This is a genomic window from Coxiella-like endosymbiont of Rhipicephalus sanguineus, from assembly GCF_018687865.1.
This window is the reverse complement of record NZ_NIQB01000001.1, coordinates 23,942-42,126: the sequence shown is the minus strand read 5'-3', so window position 1 is coordinate 42,126 and position 18,185 is coordinate 23,942. Positions and strand designations below refer to the sequence as shown.

Sequence of the window (18,185 nt, the reverse complement as noted above, 5' to 3'; positions counted from 1 at the left end):
AGGACAGGATTGCTTCACTTTCAAGGTTAGCGTTTCTTCATTTTCGTTATATTCACTCTCTAGATCGAGTACCGGCGTCCCAGCTTGATTGTACCACCGTTTAAATTGATCGAAATTGTTGCCCGAAGCATCTGCCATCGCTTGAATAAAATCTTCAGTGGTTACCACTTCTCCATCATAACGCCAAAAATAAAGATCCATTGCTTTACGAAAAACTTCAGGCCCTAATAAGGTTCGCACCATACGGATCACTTCTGCGCCCTTATTGTAAACCGTGCTCGTATAAAAATTATTAACTTCAATGTACGAACGGGGGCGAATAGGATGGGCCATTGGACCCGCATCCTCAGCAAATTGCACGTTACGCAAATAATTAACACTTCCGATACGGGCTACACCTTTTGAAGTCACATCCTCAATAAATAATTGATCCCTCAAAACAGTTAATCCCTCTTTTAAAGTAATTTGAAACCAATCACGGCAAGTTACACGATTACCAGACCAATTATGAAAATATTCATGTCCGATCACATTTTCGATACGGATGTAATCTTCGTCAGTAGCCGTTTTTGAATTAGCTAAAATATTTTTGGTATTAAAAATATTAAGCCCTTTATTTTCCATCGCTCCCATATTGAAATCACTTACTGCAACAATCATATAAATATCAAGATCGTATTCGCGGCCAAACTTTTCTTCATCCCATTTCATTGCTTTTTTTAAAGCTTGCAAAGCAAAAGGCCCTTGATCTTTGAATCCTTTTTCTAAATAAAGACGTAATGCTACTTCTCTACTTGATTGAGTGACAAAAGTATCTTCCAATAAATCGAAATTTCCTGCTACTAAGGCAAATAAATAAGAAGGCTTTTTCAAAGGATCTTTCCAATGTACCCACTGTCGATTATCCTCCAACGTTTTTGTTTCAATCAAATTTCCATTTGATAATAAAAAAGGATATTTATCTTTATCTGCTGTAATCGTCGTGGTATAACGCGCTAACACGTCTGGACGATCTAGAAAATAAGTGATTCGACGAAATCCATGCGGCTCACATTGAGTGCAAAAATTATCCCGCGATTTATAGAGGCCGCTTAATTGCGTATTTTCTTGCGGTTTAATTATTACTTCGGTCTCTAGAATAAATTCTTCCGGAACATCGGGAATTGTTAAGGAAAAATCATTAATTTCATAATCAGTAGACGACAATGCCTGCCCATTAAGTGCTATTCGCTTCAATGTCATCGCTTCCCCATTAAGTATTAATGGCGGTGATGTTTTTATTTTTGGATTACGTTGTAAACTTAAAACAGTCTTGATGCTGGTTTCTTCTTCATGAAGATCTATGTGCATATGTACAGTATCAATCAAGAATGAAGGAAAATGATAATATTTAAGATATATAGTTTGCGGTTTTTTATCACTCATTATTAACCTCACATTTAACCAGCTTGAGATTTTATCTCTGACAAGTACAGCACATCAATAGTTAAATATTTTAAAATGAATCTCTAGCATTATAACCTATTGATTAAAGAATATTCACTAAAAGACTGCTAAAAAATTCGATAATCTACTACATTCTAGTTAAATTTCCCTCTTGAGCTTATAAATTTGGATGTTATAATGATTGGATGTTATAATGAGAAACTTGAGGCTTAATGGAAAATGTTTTTCCATTCTGGTTTTAATCCATAAACAACTAGGAGTAAGACCTTGGAAGGAATTGCAACTATGCAAGCCGATTTTTTAGTTCAAAACCTGAAGTGAAACCCATCACGACCGGTCAATCGTTTGGGTCGAGTGTCCAACAATCATTGCAAAATTATTTTGCGCAACTTGATGGTCAGGATCCTGCTAATCTCTACAACATGGTTTTGGCTGAAATGGAAGTACCCTTACTAAAAGTGGTAATGCGCTATACCAACGGTAATCAAAGCAAAGCAGCTAAAATTTAGGAATTAGCCGAGGAACTTTGCGTAAAAAACTCGCTATTTATCAGATTGATGAGCCACCTCGTTGATCCCCAACAAGCAATTAAACATACTTAATTAGTGTGTTGCAGACAAAACTGATATTGTTGCGTTTGTACAGCAGCTAATCAAACGTGGTATTGAGATAATAGCGAGCGGCGGAACTGAAAATCTATTAAGAGAACATCAAATTTTGATCATCGATGTCTCTGCCTACACAGGGTTTCCGGAATTTGGACGGTCGTGTAAAAACATTACATCCCAAAATTCACGGTAGCCTTCTAGTCAGGCGAGGGCTCGATGATGATGTTCTTAAAAGCAACATGCCCCATTCAACCTATTGATTTACTCGTTGTAAATCTTTATCCCTTCTCACAAACCATAGCGTCTCCAAACTGTACACTTGAGAAAGAATTTCAGTGCGGTTACCGTAGTGGTCGACCCTGAGGATTATTCATTGGTTTTACATGAAATAGATGCCCATCAAAATTCAACCACATTATCTACACGTAGATTTTTAGCTCACAAAACCTTTGAACATCTCTCCCATTACGATGCGGAAATTGCAACCTATTTAGCGCACGAGACTCCTTCTCCCTTTACGCCAGTATTGCCGGTAACTTTCAGAAAAAAATAGATCTTTGCTACGGAGAAAACCCTCATGAAGCTGAAGCACTTTACAGCACTACCCACCACTACCCGACAACTTAACCGAAGCTAAGCAACTAGAAGGAAAATCATTTTCGTTTAATAACTTACTTGGCAGCGATTGCGCTTATCGCACCATATCGGAAGGAGCACAAATAACCCCCGTGTGCGTTATCGTTAAACACACTATCATTAAACACACTACCCCTTTGTGGAAGGGCTGCTCAAGCAGAAGATCAGTTAGTAGCCTATGAAAAAGCTTACGCTACCGATCCTCTTTCTGCCTTTGACAGGATCATTGCTTTTAATTCAACACTAGAGGCTAAAACCGCAAAAAAATTTAGCTAAACGATTTGTTGAAGTGATTATTGCCCTCGACTTCGCCCTCGATGCTTTAAAACTCTTGAAAACTAAACCAAATTTTCGATTTCTAAAAGCTAAACTTTCCCAGAGTAAGAAAGCAAGCTACTCTTTCCACTCAATTAATGGGGGGGTGCTTGCCCAACAAGCAGACACCATCGGAATTGAGCCCAAAACCCTTATAGTGGATAATAGTCAGCGCCAACCTTCAAAATAAGATCTGCAAGATTTGTATTTCGCATGGCGAATTGTTAAATATGTAAAATCAAACGTGATAGTCTGTGCGAAAATAGAGCCACTTTGGGAATCGGCACCGGCAAAACTAGTTGAGTATTCGCTGCTAAAATTGCTGTGATGAAAGCGCAAGAAGCTGGCCTCTCGCTAAAAAATACTGTAATGGCTTCCGATGCGTTTTTCCCTTTAGTAGTGACGGTATGGAAGTAGTAGCAAAAGCTGGAATTATTGCCATCATTCAGCCCGGAGGGTCCGTAAGAGATAAAGAGGTTATCGAAGCCGCTAACAAAAGCGGACATCACAATGATCTTCACCCATCAACGTCATTTTAGACATTAGGACCGAAAAATCCCCTTAAGAGCTATGAAGCTTAAGGAATAAATTACATACAATTAGGAAAATTTATAAGTCGAATCGCTATAACCCCCAGCAAGGTCACTCTTTTGCTCCCCTAAATTTAAAATAATATCGTAACCTTCTTTTGTAATTGCTTTTCATTGCGCTGTTTTATAGGGAATGACTGATGCTAAGTGATAGTTATTAGGTTTCATATAAAGATGGGCCTACTTTGTATATCCTGTATCTTTCAAATTCATTATGGTAGATGCTCGATGATTCTCGTAGCCCCCCGTAACAAAAAAATAGCAACTATTGTGTTTAATAGCCTAATTATAAGTTCAAACGTTGGTACAATTGTTGGATCATTCGCATGCACTTCTGCATTATTTTATTCTGTTCTCGTGCCATCAAAATCTAAGTTTTTGATGTTGGAATAATTAGATAATGCGGTTTTATCAATATCTAATACAATAGCCAATTTTTTCGGATGAGGCGTTTTTTAATTATCCCGGATTCGCTGGGCCAAGTAACTCTCTCTGCTTGATGAGTTATTCGAGCAACGTCCTGGTTATAAGTGCCTAAGTTGTGATAGAAGACTATTTCTTTTTTAATATTTCTAAATTTTCAGGATGAGATACTAGAGAAAGAATAGGCATTAAATCTAGTACTCCAATAACTATTTTGCTTATTATTTTTCTTATTTTCATTCTCTTTATTAGAAAAAAAATTAGAAAAAAGCTTTTTCTGGCTTTTTTCTTTCAAATAAATAATATAAACATAAATAATATAAATAACTTTAATTATTTTTCATCATCTACCAAAGGTAACCTTAAACCGGTAACCTTAAACCCAAGCCCGGGACCGCTGACCGGATAACACCGGCTGCTTTTTCTGGTTATAAGTGATTAGAAAAACTATAACGAATATCAATTCTACTTAAGTTTGGTTATTTTGAAGGTCCACTCTTACCGTCTTTATGCACATCAAAACTTACCATTTTATAATCATCACAGCTGAAGGGATATTCCATGGTAACCGGCATTTCTGCGCTTTCTCCTGGCTTAAAGTTATGATCCGCCCATCTCGGCGATCTGGGGGTAAACGCAATGGGTTTTCTGAGTTACGAAAGTCAAAGAGGATCCAGTTCCATTGGCAAGGCCGATAGTGGATTTAAAGGTACCTGCAAAACCACTAGTTGCTGGACAACCAACAACCCCGCACTCAGTATGTAACTAATTGTTTTTTATAAAAGCTCTCGTTTCGTTGAACGTTGTCCCTTTTCCAAATTATTATTACAAACATAATCATAACATTTTACGCCAATTACGTACTTAAAATTAGCGTAATTACTTCGGACCCTAAGCATCCCAAAGAGAGGAAAGCAGAAACTGCCTTTTCAGGCTCATCAGCGGCCCTTACCCACAGAAATAACTACTACATTTATGACTCCCGTACTCAAAACAGTCCCTAGCCGCTCTAAACCAATACCTTCGATCGCTACAATGGAGTAAAGGGAGATTTCTAACCAATAACATAGGACCCCTAATCCATGAGGTGAAAAGTCATTGTTTTTATAGTCGTTTCATAAATAGGCTTAAACGCGATATAAGAAGGAGGAAAGGCATGAGCACATGCTAACTCGTAAAGCGAATGAGTACTAATACCTAAGCGTAAGTTAGCAGCGTGAATAACAGAAATATCGGCAGTTACTAAATCCTCTTGTCTTAAATGAACGCCATAAACACCAGCCTCAATGGCAACAAGTTTCTAATAATCATTAATAAAGAGTTTACTTGATAGTGTCGAGCCAAACGTACACTTTCAATTACAGATTGTTTAATAAGCGCTAACTTTTGATTTTTTAATTCGTAACTGTATCGTACGAATTCCCCAAGTTAATAACTTTCGCACCCATTCAACGCTATCAAAAATAGGATAAAAACCCAATTCACCACAACTTAAAAAAGAAGCTGAAGAAAAATTGCCTTGTCGTGCCACCGACGGCAAGTCAAGCGAACGTTGAGGAAAACCCCACCGCCCTAAATAAGATATTGTTATTAATTTCAAAATTCTCATGAATTGCTTTTGTTGGATATACATTTATCTTAAAATAAGAGAATTTTCTAATCAATATCCTCGAGCCAAAGCAGAACTAATCGCTGAGCTTAAACTACACCCCGTTCCGCGAGTACAGACCTTCTTAATTTTGGAATTAATTAACCAAAATTTCCGCTTGCTATTTGTAAAAAAAATCAACTGACTTCACTCCTAATTCTAAAAAAGCTGCGCTGCCATTGCGATATCTTCTAGCGAGTAAATTTTTTTCTGAAGTAAAATTTTAGCTTTAGAAATATTTAGGAGTTAAAAAATCTACATAGAGAAAAATAAGATCTTTTAAAGCACTAAATTCGGTAAATGAGATACCAGATGTTAATTTTAGGACCGGATCACAAACGACAAAACCTTTATAATTTTACAAATAAGAATTTTTACAAATAAGAATTGATCGTAGCCAAAATTATTTTTTTTACCTAAGAGTCCAAATTTAATGACGGATGGCACAAATGCTTTTTCTAAACTCGTAATTTGAATTTTGATAAGATGAGACAAATAAAGAATTTCCAACACCTGGTGCGCATTCTGTGCTATGAGAGCAGTGATAATAGTAGCTGCGTGAACATCAAAATCATGGCATTTGAGCAAATCAACTTGGCAACCTGCGCTGCCCAAGCAATCAGAACTGCCTATTACCTAAACAACAGCTTTTTTCATTTCGGAAGGTTCGAAAAAAGGATTTATCGATCAAAAGTGTTGTAGCTTTAGCGATATTACGTTTTTTAATTATGCCGGCTTCATAGCCCAATCGGTCAGATTTGATCGCATGGGCAAAGGCAAACCGCCCAAGCCATGGAATAGAATCATTAGACAAAGCTACCGCCGAATTTAATAAAACGGCATCAAAACCCATTTCCATAAACTCGTACTGCATGTGAGGGCCTTCCAATGCCCACGTCAATAATCAATGTGATATCGGGAAATCTTTCTCGCGAGAGGCGCAACGCATAGGGGTTCATTAATTCCTCCTCCCCAAGTGGCGAAGTCCAAGGTATTAAAATACGACAGCCGACAATCGATTAAACTGCTGGCACAAAATCAGGTCTTCCGTACAATAGAGCCACACACCTCAAACCCTTTTTTAATTAACGTTTCAGTGGCTTCTATCAAGACGAAAGGATTGGGCTGTAGGGTAGGTGGTATTCATCCTCAATGATTTCCAATTTAACCTAATGCGTATTAAATAATTCTCGGGCTAGTTGAATTCTCGGGCTAGTTGCGCTGTTATTAAAGCTTCTTTAACGGTACAGCATCCCGCTATGTTCGGTAAGATGTGACAACCCAGTGATTGTATTAACTCCCAAAAATAATTCTTTTTTTTGCGCTGCATATCTGAGTTATTACTTCGATACAATCACCTGGTTGAAGGACGATTTTTCATAATTGAGATGATTAATTACTACTTTGTTAATCGCCACGGAAAAAACTTCTGAAAAGCATTTATTAACTAGTAATTTTTTCAATGTAGTTTGAGGCAAAATTATCAGAGGTTCACTATTTAAATAGATGTTGAGCAATTTAATTACCCTTCTCACCCTCTCCACCCCTTCTCCAAGCAGGAGAGGCAAAACAATTTTTCAAAGATTTCATTTAATCAAGCCTAGTGCTAACAAAAAACTATGTCGATAGAGACCATTAATAGCGATTAAACCATGTTGCCAATTAATGCGAGGTAGATTATCGAATAAAGCAGGTCGTAAGGCTGTCACTGTTTCTACAATTCGGGCCTCGGCAAAGCCTCGATGAAACGCTATAAGCTGCTGATAATAATTCCAAACAAGTACGCACAGAAATGGACGAAGTATCTTCTGATTCAATTTCGCTTGCGCCAACTAGGTAAATCTGATTAGGCCGCGGAACGATGTAAACTCTATAATGAGGATATAGCAATTGAATAGGACGACTTAAATGTACATCAGGGGGACGTGCAAGTAAATTAATTCCCCTCGAAACAGCAGCACGTAAATTATTAAATTGATCGCTTCCACCAATTCCTCGATAATCAAATAAATATTGTTTTCCTTTCACAAAAAACTAATTAGGAATTACTTTCTCTACAAATGTATTTTTATGCCAATTCACAGTTATTTTTTTTCGCTAACGCTTATAAAAGTAAGCGGGAATCAATGTGCGCTTCCAGAGGTAAAAATAACCATCTCTAAAATTTAATTCTGGTTCTAATTTTTTAATTTCAGATTGAGATAATTTCTGAATACATAATTCTTTCATTTTAAATTGCATTTGTTTCAAGCATTGCTCTTTTTCTCCTGTATCTTCTGAGTGTGGAATCACGAGCGTTCTTTTTTGTTAAAAAAATTTGCTCAGACAACGCAGTCAACTATAGTAGCTATTGTTTTAATGAATATACACCCTGACAAAAAATCATTTTATGTGATGTTTCGCATTCAGCCACTGGCGATAACATTCTTACTGCAGCATAAGCGGTACTTTTTTGTCCGCTTTTATTATCCTTAATTAAATAAAGTCACCGGCCATCCTGCTAGATTTAATTACCAGGCTAACAAACAACCTATTAATCCAGCGCCTACAATCCGAGCTTGAATTTTCAAAGCACTTTTTCTTTTTCTAAAGCACGAACTTCGTAGCTTATCTTATAAGCACAAAACTTAGGCCCACACAATGAAAAAAATGTCAGTGTTTTCCTGATTCTTTCGGTAAGGTTTTATCATGAAATGTACAGGCTGTTTCTGGATCTAACACTAAATTAAATTGATCGTGCTACCAAAATTCAAATCGCGCTCGGGATAATAAATCATCATGTTGTCGTGCGGCTGGATGTCCTTTGGCTAAATCCGCCGCATGTCCGGAAATTTTGTAAGCGATTAAAAAATCCTCAACATCTTTTTATTTGGCAATCCTAAATGTTCTTTCGGCGTTACATAAGTCAGAAGCACACACCCCCTCTGCCAAGCAATCAACGCCACGCCAATGCTGCTTGACATATGATCGTAACCAGCAACAATGTCAGTGGTTAGTAGGCCAAGCGTATAAAATGGCTCTTCTTGGCAATACATTAATTTCATAGTCATATTTTCTTGGACCAAATGAAAGAGAATGTGTCCCGCTCCTTCATTCATCACCTGCACGTCGTGTTCCCAAGCAATGTGATTTAATTCACCTTGAATTTCTAATTCAGTAAATTGTGCTTCATCATTAGCATCTGCAATAGAACCAGGTCACAACCGATCACTTAATGAAAAACTGACATCGTAAGCACCCATAATTAAAGAAAATTTTCTTGACGATGTAGCGTGCACCATTTCACCATAATCGAACCACCACGAAAAACAATTCCCGTTATACGTTTTTTTATCAGAGGAATAAATCACCAAAAAACACCAATGTGGATTGCAAAATAATCAACGCTTTGTTCGGCTTGAGAAATTAATACTTCGCAAAAAATATCCTAATTAAGTTCTACAATGTTTCCATTCACTTTCTCTAAGGCTTCATAAAACGGGACTGTGCCAATAGGCACTGGAAAATGGCGTAAAATCATTTCACGGATTTTTTTAATTTTCTTTCCTGTTGATAAATTCATTACGGTATCAGCCCCCCCACCACACGACCTAAATTATTTTTTCTAATTCTTTGTCGAAGAATGAGCGAACTACCGAATTGCCAATATTTGCATTTACTTTAACTAAAAATCCCGCGCACCAATAATCATGGACTCACATTCAGGATGATTAATGTTAGCAGGCAAAATAGCACGTCCTTTGGCAATTTCATCACGAATAAATTCCGGAATAATTTGTTGGGGAATTTGAGCTCCTAAGGAATTTTGATGTAAACGTATTTCGCGTTCTTAATTAGTTTCGCGCGAAGCTTTTTGTTTTTGATTTTCACGAATTCCTAGATGTTCGATTTCTGGGATAATGATTCCTCGTTTTGCATAGGTTAATTGCATCATAGACTGGCATTTTTTAATCTATGGTTCACGCAATCGAGGCAATCCATGCGAGGCTTGAAGGGCAATATTCTTATCCAAGTAGGGATTTGAAGTGAAGTATCGTAAAGAATTAAGGCATACCCATTCGTCAATTGAATTTTGCAGATCCCTATACGAAGATTAGGAAAAAGTTTTCCATGATAATAATTTTTTTCGAAGCAGGATAAGAAATCATAGTTCTCCTTCAGGAATACGAAGAGAAGGGAAAGCATAGAAAACAGGTATTTCTCTTTTCTTTGAAAGCATTATCTTGTGCAGGTTCAACAGGTCTAATTAAATCGTCTCAGCTTTCGCTCCCCGAGAGATAATGAAAGAATATCGGATTAACAGCTCAAATAGCAAATGGAAGGCAAAATAAATTACTCTCTAATCTTGGCTGGAGGTTTTTTCTTAAGCAGGGAAGCTTATGGTGCTACTTATGCTAATTAATGGTAAGCAAGCAGAAGCTCCGGGGATTTCCATCCTGAACACCTCACCTTTCTTCCCTCTCTTTTCAGAATAAATAAATATAACGAAGAAGTCCTATTACAGTCTGTGGAAGAGCACCATAGGCAATTACCTGTCCTATCAAGGTAGATCCGAAAACACTAGGAAAAATAAAAATATTCCTGAAATAAAGACAAGAGTTTCACTACCTCCAAATTGAAGCTCCAAAGGATTTCTTAGAAAACGCCCAGTAAAATTAGGTAAAATTAAATTTAAAAACTACAACCACCCACCCAGCTTCCAAAATACAAAAGTATTTTGCCCCTATCGCCTCTCGTTCATATTGTTCTATACCACAAGCTGCTCGAGCAATAATTTGGTTTAGATTGTACAAATCAGGGTATTATTCGACCCTACAGCTGGGATCTAGAAAGATGAGTTCAAGGACAGTATTTCTGTATTCACAAACTTGGATGGCCGTTGCATTTTCAATCGGGAGCAGGAGAACGCATCACGGTGGCTCCCCATTGACGAATATTATCCTCATAATATCCTTCAATAATTATGGATATGAACTTGTTAAAAGCGACGCTTTCGTAAGTAGGAGCGATTCCAACATCTTGATTACTCATCAGACAATCCGCAAAGCGAATGTATACTTCTTCCGCATAAATTTTGACGGGCACGGCAATTGTGCACAAAACTAAAAAGCAACCCTGACCATGACGACAAATTTGCTCTCATGCCCAACCAACCATCTGCATAACAATGCTTTCTCGCAAAGATCTGAAACCAACTTGATAATTTCCGATTGAAAAGAGGGGAAGATGCACTATAAATTTTCCTAAGATTATTATTCGCTATCTTATTATAATGTTTTTGTCAATCATACTCGATTGAAATTAATGTTTTATTAAACTCCTATTTCCTCTCTCTAGAAAAATGCTACCATGTCGCTCTATGAAGGTTTTTATTGTCGGCAATGGAGAAAGGGAGCACGCTTTAGCATGGAAAGTGACCCAATCAGCTCAGGTTAAAAGATCTGGGTTGCTCCTGGTAACGCCGGGACCGCTCTGGAAAATAAAGTTTAAAATATTTCTATCAATGTTTCCAACATCAATGCATTAATTAATTTCACGCAAAAAATAAAATAGATCTCACCCTTGTGGGTCCCGAAGTGGCCCTAGCCGATGGAATTGTCGATCAATTTCATCAAGTAAATTTAACCATCTTTGGACCAACATAAGCAGCTGCACAATTAGAAACCTCCAAAAATTTTTGCAAAGCGTTTTTGAGTCGTCACAATATTCCTACCACAAATTTTGTAACTTTTAAAAATCAAAATGACGCTTTAGCATATCTTTTCCATCAATCTTTTCCTATCGTTATTAAGGCGAGCAGCCTTTCAGCTGAAAAAGGAGTCTTTATCACGTAATCGTTAACAGAAGCAAAAGCACTGTTATTTCCATGATGGAGGAAAAACAATTCGGCATAGCAGGACAAGAAATCGTAGTTGAAAAATTTTTATCCGGCTATGAATTAAGCTTTATTGGAATGGTCGATGGCGAACATATTTATCCCTTTCTGGTTTGCAAGATCATAAACGGCTCTTAAATGGAGATCTGGGTCAGAATATGGGTGGTATGGGGGCTTATTTAGCCGTTCCACGGTTATCGGATACCTTAGAAGAAAAAATAATGGCTAAAATTATATAACCAACTATTACCGGCCTAAAACTATTACCGGCCTAAAAGAAGAAGGAATTACTTATGTCGGATTCTTATATGCAGGATTGATGATCACGCCAGATAATGAGCCAAAAGTATTAGAATTTAACGTACGCTTAGGCGATTCCGAAACCCAACCCCTTATGATGCGCTTACGTTCCGATTTAATTAAATTAATTTTAGCCGCTCTGTCTGTTAAGTTAAATCAAGCAAATAGTATTTGGGATCCGGGGGCTGCCTTGACTGTAGTCATGACTGCTCGTAGTCACTCTATGAATTATGATAAAAGAACATATTATCGAAGTATTAGACCGTCTACTAATTTCCAATGTTAAAATTTTTCATGCGGGCACGCAAAAACCACAACGGCATCGTCACTGACGGCGGACGTATTCTTTCTGTCACCGCCTTAGGCATCGATTTACGCGATGCGCAACAAAAAGCTTATCGTGTGGTTGATCAAATTAGCTGGCCATGTAATTATCGGAACAATATTGGTTACCGCCCTATTACTTGATTTTCATCTTAAAAGAATTAAAGTTATTGCCAAATCGTAATTTGATCGAAATGATCTCACAGGAAGCCAATCGAATTAATTTATTATCTCGATAGGGTGCTCGAAAGGTTTGTCGTTGTATTTTACCATTCATAGTTTTAGGTAAAGTTCTAGAACAAATAAACAATTTCATAAATTTTAATACCAAAATTTTTGCTGATGCATTCACGGATATTTGTAAATAGAGGTCGTCATTCATTTTCGTTCTTAACTCCTTTTACTTCAGAAATTACAATTAATTGCTCTTAGCTCTCCCATTCAACAGAAAAAGCCGCAACGCCAGATAATCGGACACTTGGATCACTTTCGCTAACTGCTCATTCAATATCATCGGGTAAATAACTTTTACTTCGAATAATGATTAAATCTTTTAAGCGACCATAAAAAATAATTCCCCATCAACCACGAAACCTAAATCCCCAGTACGAAGATGAAGCCCCTGTCCTTCTTTGATGTAGGCGTTAAAGATGTAGGCGTTAAAAACGCCATTGGTCAAAATTTTATTTTCCCAATAACCTAGGGTTACGCTTGGTCCACGTAATCATATTTCTCCAACCTCACCCGCTATCAAAAAATGCGTAGATTTAGAGTCAACAATTATTAATTCGCAATCTTCGAAATATCTTCCCACACTTAAAAACGACCGATAAATGACAGAAATCCAATTAACCACACTGCCAGTAGCATATAAAATAGATTCCGAAAATCCATAGCACGGATAAAACTTAGTTATGGCTAAACCTACAACCTGAAAATTTTTGTGAAAATTCACGACATTTTTAGGTGGTTCATTTCTAAGCTGGAAAAAGCTACTCGCCAATAAATTAAATTGAGTGTCTGTAGTTGTTTTTCCGTAACACGTTGCACACATAATTCATACATAAAATTTGGTCCGCTACTAATTTTACATCGGACATCTTGGAGATAAGCTTAAACCAAATTATAGGGACGTCGCAAAAAATTCATTGGCGATAAGAGCATGCTTAGGAATACCATCAAAAAAAAGAAAAAATATCCCTTTAGTTTATTTCTTTTCCTTTTTCAAGTCCAATCGATCTGTCGTTATTTTTTTGAAATTGAATTATCTTCTTTAGCTAAAAAAATGAATAATATTTTTCAATCGTCAATACAATCGACGGACTTACATTTTTAATAATGCTCTGCAAGTGTGGCACAGAAACATCAATACAGCCAGGTATTTGATTCGGAGGATAGTCTGGTACGCGCAATAATACCGGCATACAAAAAAGAAAATAAAGCAATAATAAAATTGATATTGGTGTCATAAATTAATAAAGCCCTATCGTCACAGTTGACTGTTTTTAACAATAATTCAGCTAATCTATTGCGCTTTCTTGTTTAATCCGGCATAAGTAATTTCCTGCTTTATGCAGCCCTGGCTATTAACCAAACGATAAGCAATAGAGTTTGATTTTTTAACGCTTGGTGGTGTACAAGAAGCATAATTAAAATATGTCATCAGGTTTTTTCATTAATCTTTTTCTCGATATAATCAATTAACTCGCTAACCGTTTCTATTTTAAGAATATCGTTTCCCATTATATTTAGAACGTATTCCATATTAATCGCACTGATTAAATTCACTATATATAAGGAATTGAACCCTAAATTGGTATGAAATTTCGAGGTATCATAAATATTTTCTATAAATAAGGAGCCCAATATTTATCTCATCGTTGTATAAGATCACGATTATCAATTTCCCACGGATGGAATCCGGATTTTCTGTAAGCTTCATATAAACTGTAGGGAGTAAAAATACCTAAAGCCTCCCCAAAAAACTCTTCGCGCAATTTATTTTTATCGATAGTAATTGGTTTACCTCCTATAAGCTGATCAATTGCCATAAAATATAAAACGCTTTTAAATAAATCTTCTAAAACAAATCTTCTAAAACCATTTCGTTAAACGTCTTCCATTCGTTTTTATGCGCAGAGTTCTCGGTGGGCATATGGCCATACATATCGGTATAACGATCAAAACAAACACCTTTATGTTCCAATTCTTCCACGGTGTGATAGCCAAATAAATAGGCCATCATAGAGTCAATCTCTTGATATTTTTTCTAAAATAAGAATAAAAAATAAGAATAAACCGTCGAAGCACATAAGCAGAAAGATTTTCCAATAAACAACCTACTCGAAAAGCTACTCAGAAATCGCGATCGGGGTGATCGATTCGGGTCTAAGAGTTTAAAAAATTCATCATGCTGTTTTTGAATAATTATAGGGATTTGCGCATACCCCACAAGATTTCAACCCTTCATTAAGTTTTATGGTGCAGACGACAATGATTGCCTTCCTGTTTAATAAACTCTTTTGCATTAAACCAAAAGGCGAGCGGGGAGGGGTTAATTAGCGATAAAGCTTGTCGCATCGCTCGCATAGCATACGCTTCTATAACATGAGTATTCACCGAAAATAAATTCAGGAAATGAGATTCTAGTGGATCATCAGCAAGCTAAATTTGACTGAATTTCGAAGGACAATCGAAGTTAATTTTTGGCGACATTGGAGCTTGATCTCAGGTGGTGAGAAGAGAGGTTGAGACATTAATCATTTCTACTAGTGCTACCTCCTGGCTACTCTTTAAAAAAATTAAATTATCATTAAGTTAGAGCCCAGTCAATTATTAAGCTCAGAGCGCTCATAGGGCATAGGGGACTGCCCTCGGATTCAATCCTAAGCGCTTTAGTAATTCAAGTTCCTAATTACACTAGCTGCTCAAGTACATTACAGGTATAATAACCAATCGGATTGATTTTATGAAGTTTTTGCGTTGATCAGCAGAGAAATCCTCAATAATTTTCTAACCGGTGAAATGGCAATCGACGGTTTATTGACCAATGGTATCGAAGAGTAATCGAAAGTATTTGATTCTCAGATGGCCATTAATCCTTTGGTCGATGCTTGTGCCCCATTGCTAACTATTGCCACCCAACTGAGGGTCCAAAATCACAGACCTAATTTCAATAAACTGCATTTCCAATTATCTGATGACATAAGAGTTTTTGAGGCTAAAATTCATTCTCGAGCTTACCATTCTCATATCGTTTTAGCTGCACGCTATTTCATCTGTGTATTGATCGATGAAATTATTCTTCAAACAAGCTGGGGGAAAGACAGCGGATGGCGGCAAATAGGCTTGTTAAAGACTTTCCAAGGGGAAATGTGGGACGGAGAACGCTTCTTTTTCATTCTTAAACGAAGCACTGAAGAGCTAGCTCTTCATTTGGATCTCCTCGAATTAGGTTATCTTTGCTTAAGCTTAGGATACCAAGGAAAATATGGTGAAAAACCTGATGGGTATAGGGATTTTTCAAGATTTTTCTAAGTTACTCCTTGATCAAAACCCAAATAAAAAACGTATTTGGCGTTTACCTCCCTCTATGGGCTACCATAAGTGCTCTTGTGGTTGTTTTGATTGGGATTTATCTTTCCTACCATATTTATCTCAATAAACAGTAGCGCCTCTTATTCAAAGATTAGTAAAGTGTATCGGCGACTCAGACTAGCCAAAAAATCTCGTGAAATTTCTTTTACTTCGAAATAAAACGAAATGGATATTATTATTTAGTCTTAAAAACTCAGTAAAAACTACCCTTCTGTCTCGTTCTGAATTTGAATTAATTTCTCCCCATCAAAAATCTTTAAAAACTATTAAAATACTCAAGCTATTAATTGGTGGATTCAGCAGGACGCTGTCTTTATTGATCTTCCTGGAAAATATTGTTCTACAAAAACTCTCAACGAAGAAACCAAAGGTCTTTGGCAAATGCTTCTTGAATCATTCAAAGGCAAACGCCGACCGAATGCAATTCTCTTGACAGTAGATTATTTAACTCTTTTTCAAGATCAAGAAACTCTTTCTGAAGAAGCTCAAGGAGTAGCATCACAATTACAAACCCTATTCGCTCTAGGACCCATCCCTATTTCCCTGTTTTCCTCGTGATTACCCAATGCCATCGTTTGAGCGGTTTTTTAGATTTTTTAGATCTGGGACCAGTAAAGAACGTCAACAATCCTTGAGGTTTAACTTATTTAAATAATTCAGAAAAATTACCTTTAATTCAGAAAAATTACCTTTTCCAAAATTATTGAAAGAGCGCTTTCCCACTTTTATTAAAGGCTTTCCCCACGTTTATTCTGACGTCTTCATTATAAACAAAATCTCACCCGTCGGGTGTGAATTAAAGATCTGCCTCTGTAATTCGAAAAATTAACTGAGAAATTAGAATATTAGATCGATAACTTGCCCATTGATAAAACGCTTTTAGCAGGCATCTATTTCACTAGTAATCAACAAAGTGGCACATCCGTAAATATAATTAACTCAAGCTATTGCCGAATCTTTTCTGCTTTCTGATGTTTCTTCTCAGCTAACATGTTACCGCTCACAACCTTACTTCGTTCAAGGGATGTTCAATAAAGTGATCCACGAATCAACGCATTTCTTGCCACCGCCTATCCAATCTAGTTAGAAGCAACTCTGCATTTACCCATCGGCAATTTTAGTAATTTTAGGCACCTTTCTGTTTTGAAATCACAGCTACCATCAGAATCTGAAAATTATCAATGCGGTTAAAACCTCATTACCCACTCTCACGAACAATAATTCGCTTTCTCACGTTGAGCAGCTGCAAGAAACCTTGATGGCTCTTAGTGACAAGAAAATTTCTAAGATTGGATTTAACCAAGCCGCTAAATTACAGAATCATATGCAAAATCTGTATTCACAATTAATTTACAATGATTTTGTTCTTTATTTGGATGGAATTTTAACTACAGAGATTCATGAAATGATCAATTATAACGAATTTACTCTATACCAAGCTTTGCAAACCTATTTCATGTTGACGGAGTCATTGCATCGTAACGGTGACGTTATCTGAAATTGGTTCAGTCAACATTGGAAAAAACAATACCCCAACCAAACCCAAAAACAGCAACAATTATATCGCCATTCAAATAATCTTTTACAATTGCCTTCCTTCGTATGGCCAATTGATGAAAATACAATTATAAAAGCTTGAACAGCTTTACAGAAAAGCCCATTACCCGAAATTGTATTTGCCATGGTGTGGACAGCCAATATGAACAAAATTAAATTCCGCTCTCCTTTCAAGGAACGGACCTGTCGAATACAAATATTCCGATATTTTATCAAGTGGATTATTTTAAATGAATTTATTATAATCAAATTCCTAAATTAGCAAAGCTCGTTAGCCACTGTGACTGGATTTATAGGTTCGACGGAAAGTAACCTTACTTCAAAACAATTAAATACGTTAAATAGACCAAACCAGAAAAATTTATCTAAATAATTATCTCACAGCATGGCAACAGGCAATTAATCAAATCAAATTGACTCCTCCCTTCCCACCTGCTTAAAAGAGGCTATTAAGGATCTTCAAATGTTGGATGACAGCTAATCGTTTTTTTGGCAAACGATAGAAAAGACAGTAAATGATAATGCTATTCAGAATTATTTAAATAACACTAAAGAATTCGATTTAATGCGCTTTATTACCGCTGGGGACAATCAACTCCTTGTGCAATCGAATCTAAAAGCGCTCAATTCAATACGTGGAAAAAATCACTACCTCAATTGATCCCATCCAAGCTGCTTATAAAAACACAGTGCAACGAATGCAAAATGATCGAAAGGATGATCCTTTAACACATGCACAAGCGATAGCAACAAAAATACCAGCACCTATTAATTAGTGGGTTCCTATTCTTTCTTAAAAGATATGGAAATCTATGCTTGAGAATTCTCATCAATACTTAAATTCAATTTGGACCTCTCTAGTGGTG

The 18,185-nt window shown here is 36.7% G+C and carries 28 protein-coding genes and 6 pseudogenes; 17 read left to right on the top strand and 17 right to left on the bottom strand.

What is annotated here, in order from left to right:
* The coding region (gene pepN / locus B1F79_RS00315) for an aminopeptidase N (protein WP_251365525.1) at nt 1-1,425 on the bottom strand (1,425 nt) is incomplete at its 3' end.
* A 288-nt stretch (nt 1,426-1,713) separates the two neighbouring features.
* Between pepN and fis the strand changes: the two are divergent.
* The 7 genes and pseudogenes from fis (at nt 1,714) to B1F79_RS06215 (ending at nt 3,544) form a co-directional block, all read left to right on the top strand.
* Nucleotides 1,714-2,020 (top strand): annotated as a pseudogene (gene fis, locus B1F79_RS00310) (DNA-binding transcriptional regulator Fis).
* 53 nt (nt 2,021-2,073) lie between these two features.
* Entirely contained in the window at nt 2,074-2,247 is a 174-nt protein-coding gene (locus tag B1F79_RS00305) for a hypothetical protein (RefSeq protein WP_308159709.1), read from the top strand.
* A gap of 156 nt (nt 2,248-2,403) precedes the next feature.
* Complete coding sequence (locus B1F79_RS00300) at nt 2,404-2,607, top strand: hypothetical protein (protein WP_251365524.1); 204 nt, start codon at nt 2,404-2,406, stop codon at nt 2,605-2,607.
* A 124-nt stretch (nt 2,608-2,731) separates the two neighbouring features.
* Nucleotides 2,732-2,872 (top strand): annotated as a pseudogene (locus B1F79_RS00295) (hypothetical protein); the annotation flags it as partial.
* A 16-nt stretch (nt 2,873-2,888) separates the two neighbouring features.
* A pseudogene (locus B1F79_RS06690) lies at nt 2,889-2,966 on the top strand (hypothetical protein); the annotation flags it as partial.
* A gap of 13 nt (nt 2,967-2,979) precedes the next feature.
* Nucleotides 2,980-3,195: a hypothetical protein gene (locus B1F79_RS00285; RefSeq protein ID WP_251365523.1), complete on the top strand. Its 216-nt coding sequence runs from the start codon at nt 2,980-2,982 to the stop codon at nt 3,193-3,195.
* 217 nt (nt 3,196-3,412) lie between these two features.
* A complete protein-coding gene (locus B1F79_RS06215; RefSeq protein WP_285896327.1) occupies nt 3,413-3,544 on the top strand; it encodes a hypothetical protein in 132 nt (43 codons plus the stop codon).
* Nucleotides 3,545-5,093: 1,549 nt separating this feature from the next.
* Here the strand turns inward: B1F79_RS06215 and B1F79_RS00280 are convergent.
* The 10 genes and pseudogenes from B1F79_RS00280 to B1F79_RS00235 form a co-directional block, all read right to left on the bottom strand.
* A complete protein-coding gene (locus B1F79_RS00280; protein ID WP_251365531.1) occupies nt 5,094-5,306 on the bottom strand; it encodes a thiamine phosphate synthase in 213 nt (70 codons plus the stop codon).
* 81 nt (nt 5,307-5,387) lie between these two features.
* Nucleotides 5,388-5,627 (bottom strand): hypothetical protein, encoded by a 240-nt coding sequence (locus tag B1F79_RS00275; protein ID WP_251365522.1) that lies wholly within the window; start codon nt 5,625-5,627, stop codon nt 5,388-5,390.
* A gap of 51 nt (nt 5,628-5,678) precedes the next feature.
* Entirely contained in the window at nt 5,679-5,807 is a 129-nt protein-coding gene (locus B1F79_RS00270; RefSeq protein ID WP_251365521.1) for a bifunctional hydroxymethylpyrimidine kinase/phosphomethylpyrimidine kinase, read from the bottom strand.
* Nucleotides 5,808-5,987: 180 nt separating this feature from the next.
* On the bottom strand, nt 5,988-6,281 hold the full coding sequence (locus tag B1F79_RS00265; protein ID WP_285896326.1) for a bifunctional hydroxymethylpyrimidine kinase/phosphomethylpyrimidine kinase: 294 nt from the start codon (nt 6,279-6,281) through the stop codon (nt 5,988-5,990).
* 4 nt (nt 6,282-6,285) lie between these two features.
* Complete coding sequence (locus B1F79_RS06685) at nt 6,286-6,567, bottom strand: beta/alpha barrel domain-containing protein (protein WP_372443081.1); 282 nt, start codon at nt 6,565-6,567, stop codon at nt 6,286-6,288.
* Between the two features lie 294 nt (nt 6,568-6,861).
* Nucleotides 6,862-6,996 (bottom strand): hypothetical protein, encoded by a 135-nt coding sequence (locus B1F79_RS06680; protein ID WP_372443083.1) that lies wholly within the window; start codon nt 6,994-6,996, stop codon nt 6,862-6,864.
* A gap of 256 nt (nt 6,997-7,252) precedes the next feature.
* Complete coding sequence (locus B1F79_RS00255; RefSeq protein WP_251365519.1) at nt 7,253-7,483, bottom strand: hypothetical protein; 231 nt, start codon at nt 7,481-7,483, stop codon at nt 7,253-7,255.
* Between the two features lie 280 nt (nt 7,484-7,763).
* Complete coding sequence (locus B1F79_RS00250; protein ID WP_251365518.1) at nt 7,764-7,958, bottom strand: hypothetical protein; 195 nt, start codon at nt 7,956-7,958, stop codon at nt 7,764-7,766.
* A gap of 274 nt (nt 7,959-8,232) precedes the next feature.
* Nucleotides 8,233-9,851, bottom strand: a pseudogene (gene thiC / locus B1F79_RS06675) (phosphomethylpyrimidine synthase ThiC).
* 702 nt (nt 9,852-10,553) lie between these two features.
* Complete coding sequence (locus tag B1F79_RS00235; protein ID WP_251365517.1) at nt 10,554-10,766, bottom strand: hypothetical protein; 213 nt, start codon at nt 10,764-10,766, stop codon at nt 10,554-10,556.
* A gap of 241 nt (nt 10,767-11,007) precedes the next feature.
* On the opposite strand from B1F79_RS00235, the gene B1F79_RS06210 reads away from it, so the two are divergent.
* The 6 genes and pseudogenes from B1F79_RS06210 (at nt 11,008) to B1F79_RS00205 (ending at nt 12,309) form a co-directional block, all read left to right on the top strand.
* Nucleotides 11,008-11,193: a hypothetical protein gene (locus tag B1F79_RS06210; RefSeq protein WP_308159705.1), complete on the top strand. Its 186-nt coding sequence runs from the start codon at nt 11,008-11,010 to the stop codon at nt 11,191-11,193.
* Nucleotides 11,194-11,230: 37 nt separating this feature from the next.
* Nucleotides 11,231-11,311, top strand: coding sequence for a hypothetical protein (locus tag B1F79_RS00230; RefSeq protein WP_308159708.1), 81 nt, complete (start codon nt 11,231-11,233; stop codon nt 11,309-11,311).
* Between the two features lie 45 nt (nt 11,312-11,356).
* A complete protein-coding gene (locus tag B1F79_RS00225; protein WP_251365516.1) occupies nt 11,357-11,500 on the top strand; it encodes a hypothetical protein in 144 nt (47 codons plus the stop codon).
* Nucleotides 11,501-11,532: 32 nt separating this feature from the next.
* Nucleotides 11,533-11,780: pseudogene (locus B1F79_RS06670) on the top strand (hypothetical protein).
* A gap of 77 nt (nt 11,781-11,857) precedes the next feature.
* A complete protein-coding gene (locus tag B1F79_RS00210) occupies nt 11,858-12,127 on the top strand; it encodes a hypothetical protein (RefSeq protein ID WP_251365513.1) in 270 nt (89 codons plus the stop codon).
* On the top strand, nt 12,121-12,309 hold the full coding sequence (locus tag B1F79_RS00205; RefSeq protein WP_251365512.1) for a phosphoribosylglycinamide synthetase C domain-containing protein: 189 nt from the start codon (nt 12,121-12,123) through the stop codon (nt 12,307-12,309). The genes B1F79_RS00210 and B1F79_RS00205 overlap by 7 nt, the downstream gene beginning before the upstream one ends.
* A 580-nt stretch (nt 12,310-12,889) precedes the next feature.
* On the opposite strand, the gene B1F79_RS00200 is transcribed toward B1F79_RS00205, so the two are convergent.
* The 6 genes from B1F79_RS00200 to B1F79_RS00175 form a co-directional block, all read right to left on the bottom strand.
* Nucleotides 12,890-13,219: a hypothetical protein gene (locus B1F79_RS00200; RefSeq protein WP_251365511.1), complete on the bottom strand. Its 330-nt coding sequence runs from the start codon at nt 13,217-13,219 to the stop codon at nt 12,890-12,892.
* Between the two features lie 223 nt (nt 13,220-13,442).
* Nucleotides 13,443-13,634 (bottom strand): hypothetical protein, encoded by a 192-nt coding sequence (locus B1F79_RS00195; RefSeq protein ID WP_251365510.1) that lies wholly within the window; start codon nt 13,632-13,634, stop codon nt 13,443-13,445.
* 193 nt (nt 13,635-13,827) lie between these two features.
* Entirely contained in the window at nt 13,828-14,031 is a 204-nt protein-coding gene (locus B1F79_RS06205; protein ID WP_285896325.1) for a phosphopantetheine-binding protein, read from the bottom strand.
* An 8-nt stretch (nt 14,032-14,039) separates the two neighbouring features.
* On the bottom strand, nt 14,040-14,216 hold the full coding sequence (locus B1F79_RS00185) for a hypothetical protein (RefSeq protein ID WP_251365508.1): 177 nt from the start codon (nt 14,214-14,216) through the stop codon (nt 14,040-14,042).
* 29 nt (nt 14,217-14,245) lie between these two features.
* On the bottom strand, nt 14,246-14,410 hold the full coding sequence (locus B1F79_RS00180; RefSeq protein WP_251365507.1) for a hypothetical protein: 165 nt from the start codon (nt 14,408-14,410) through the stop codon (nt 14,246-14,248).
* A 224-nt stretch (nt 14,411-14,634) separates the two neighbouring features.
* Nucleotides 14,635-14,784: a hypothetical protein gene (locus tag B1F79_RS00175; protein ID WP_251365506.1), complete on the bottom strand. Its 150-nt coding sequence runs from the start codon at nt 14,782-14,784 to the stop codon at nt 14,635-14,637.
* 459 nt (nt 14,785-15,243) lie between these two features.
* Here B1F79_RS00175 and icmH point away from each other — a divergent pair.
* The 4 genes and pseudogenes from icmH to B1F79_RS00155 form a co-directional block, all read left to right on the top strand.
* Nucleotides 15,244-15,702, top strand: a pseudogene (gene icmH, locus B1F79_RS00170) (type IVB secretion system protein IcmH/DotU); the annotation flags it as partial.
* Between the two features lie 441 nt (nt 15,703-16,143).
* Complete coding sequence (locus B1F79_RS00165; RefSeq protein WP_251365504.1) at nt 16,144-16,320, top strand: hypothetical protein; 177 nt, start codon at nt 16,144-16,146, stop codon at nt 16,318-16,320.
* Between the two features lie 697 nt (nt 16,321-17,017).
* Nucleotides 17,018-17,260 carry a hypothetical protein gene (locus tag B1F79_RS00160; protein WP_251365503.1) on the top strand — a complete coding sequence of 81 codons (243 nt, stop codon included), beginning with the start codon at nt 17,018-17,020 and terminating at the stop codon, nt 17,258-17,260.
* A 694-nt stretch (nt 17,261-17,954) separates the two neighbouring features.
* Nucleotides 17,955-18,095: a hypothetical protein gene (locus tag B1F79_RS00155; RefSeq protein WP_251365502.1), complete on the top strand. Its 141-nt coding sequence runs from the start codon at nt 17,955-17,957 to the stop codon at nt 18,093-18,095.
* The last annotated feature ends 90 nt before the right edge of the window (nt 18,096-18,185 follow it).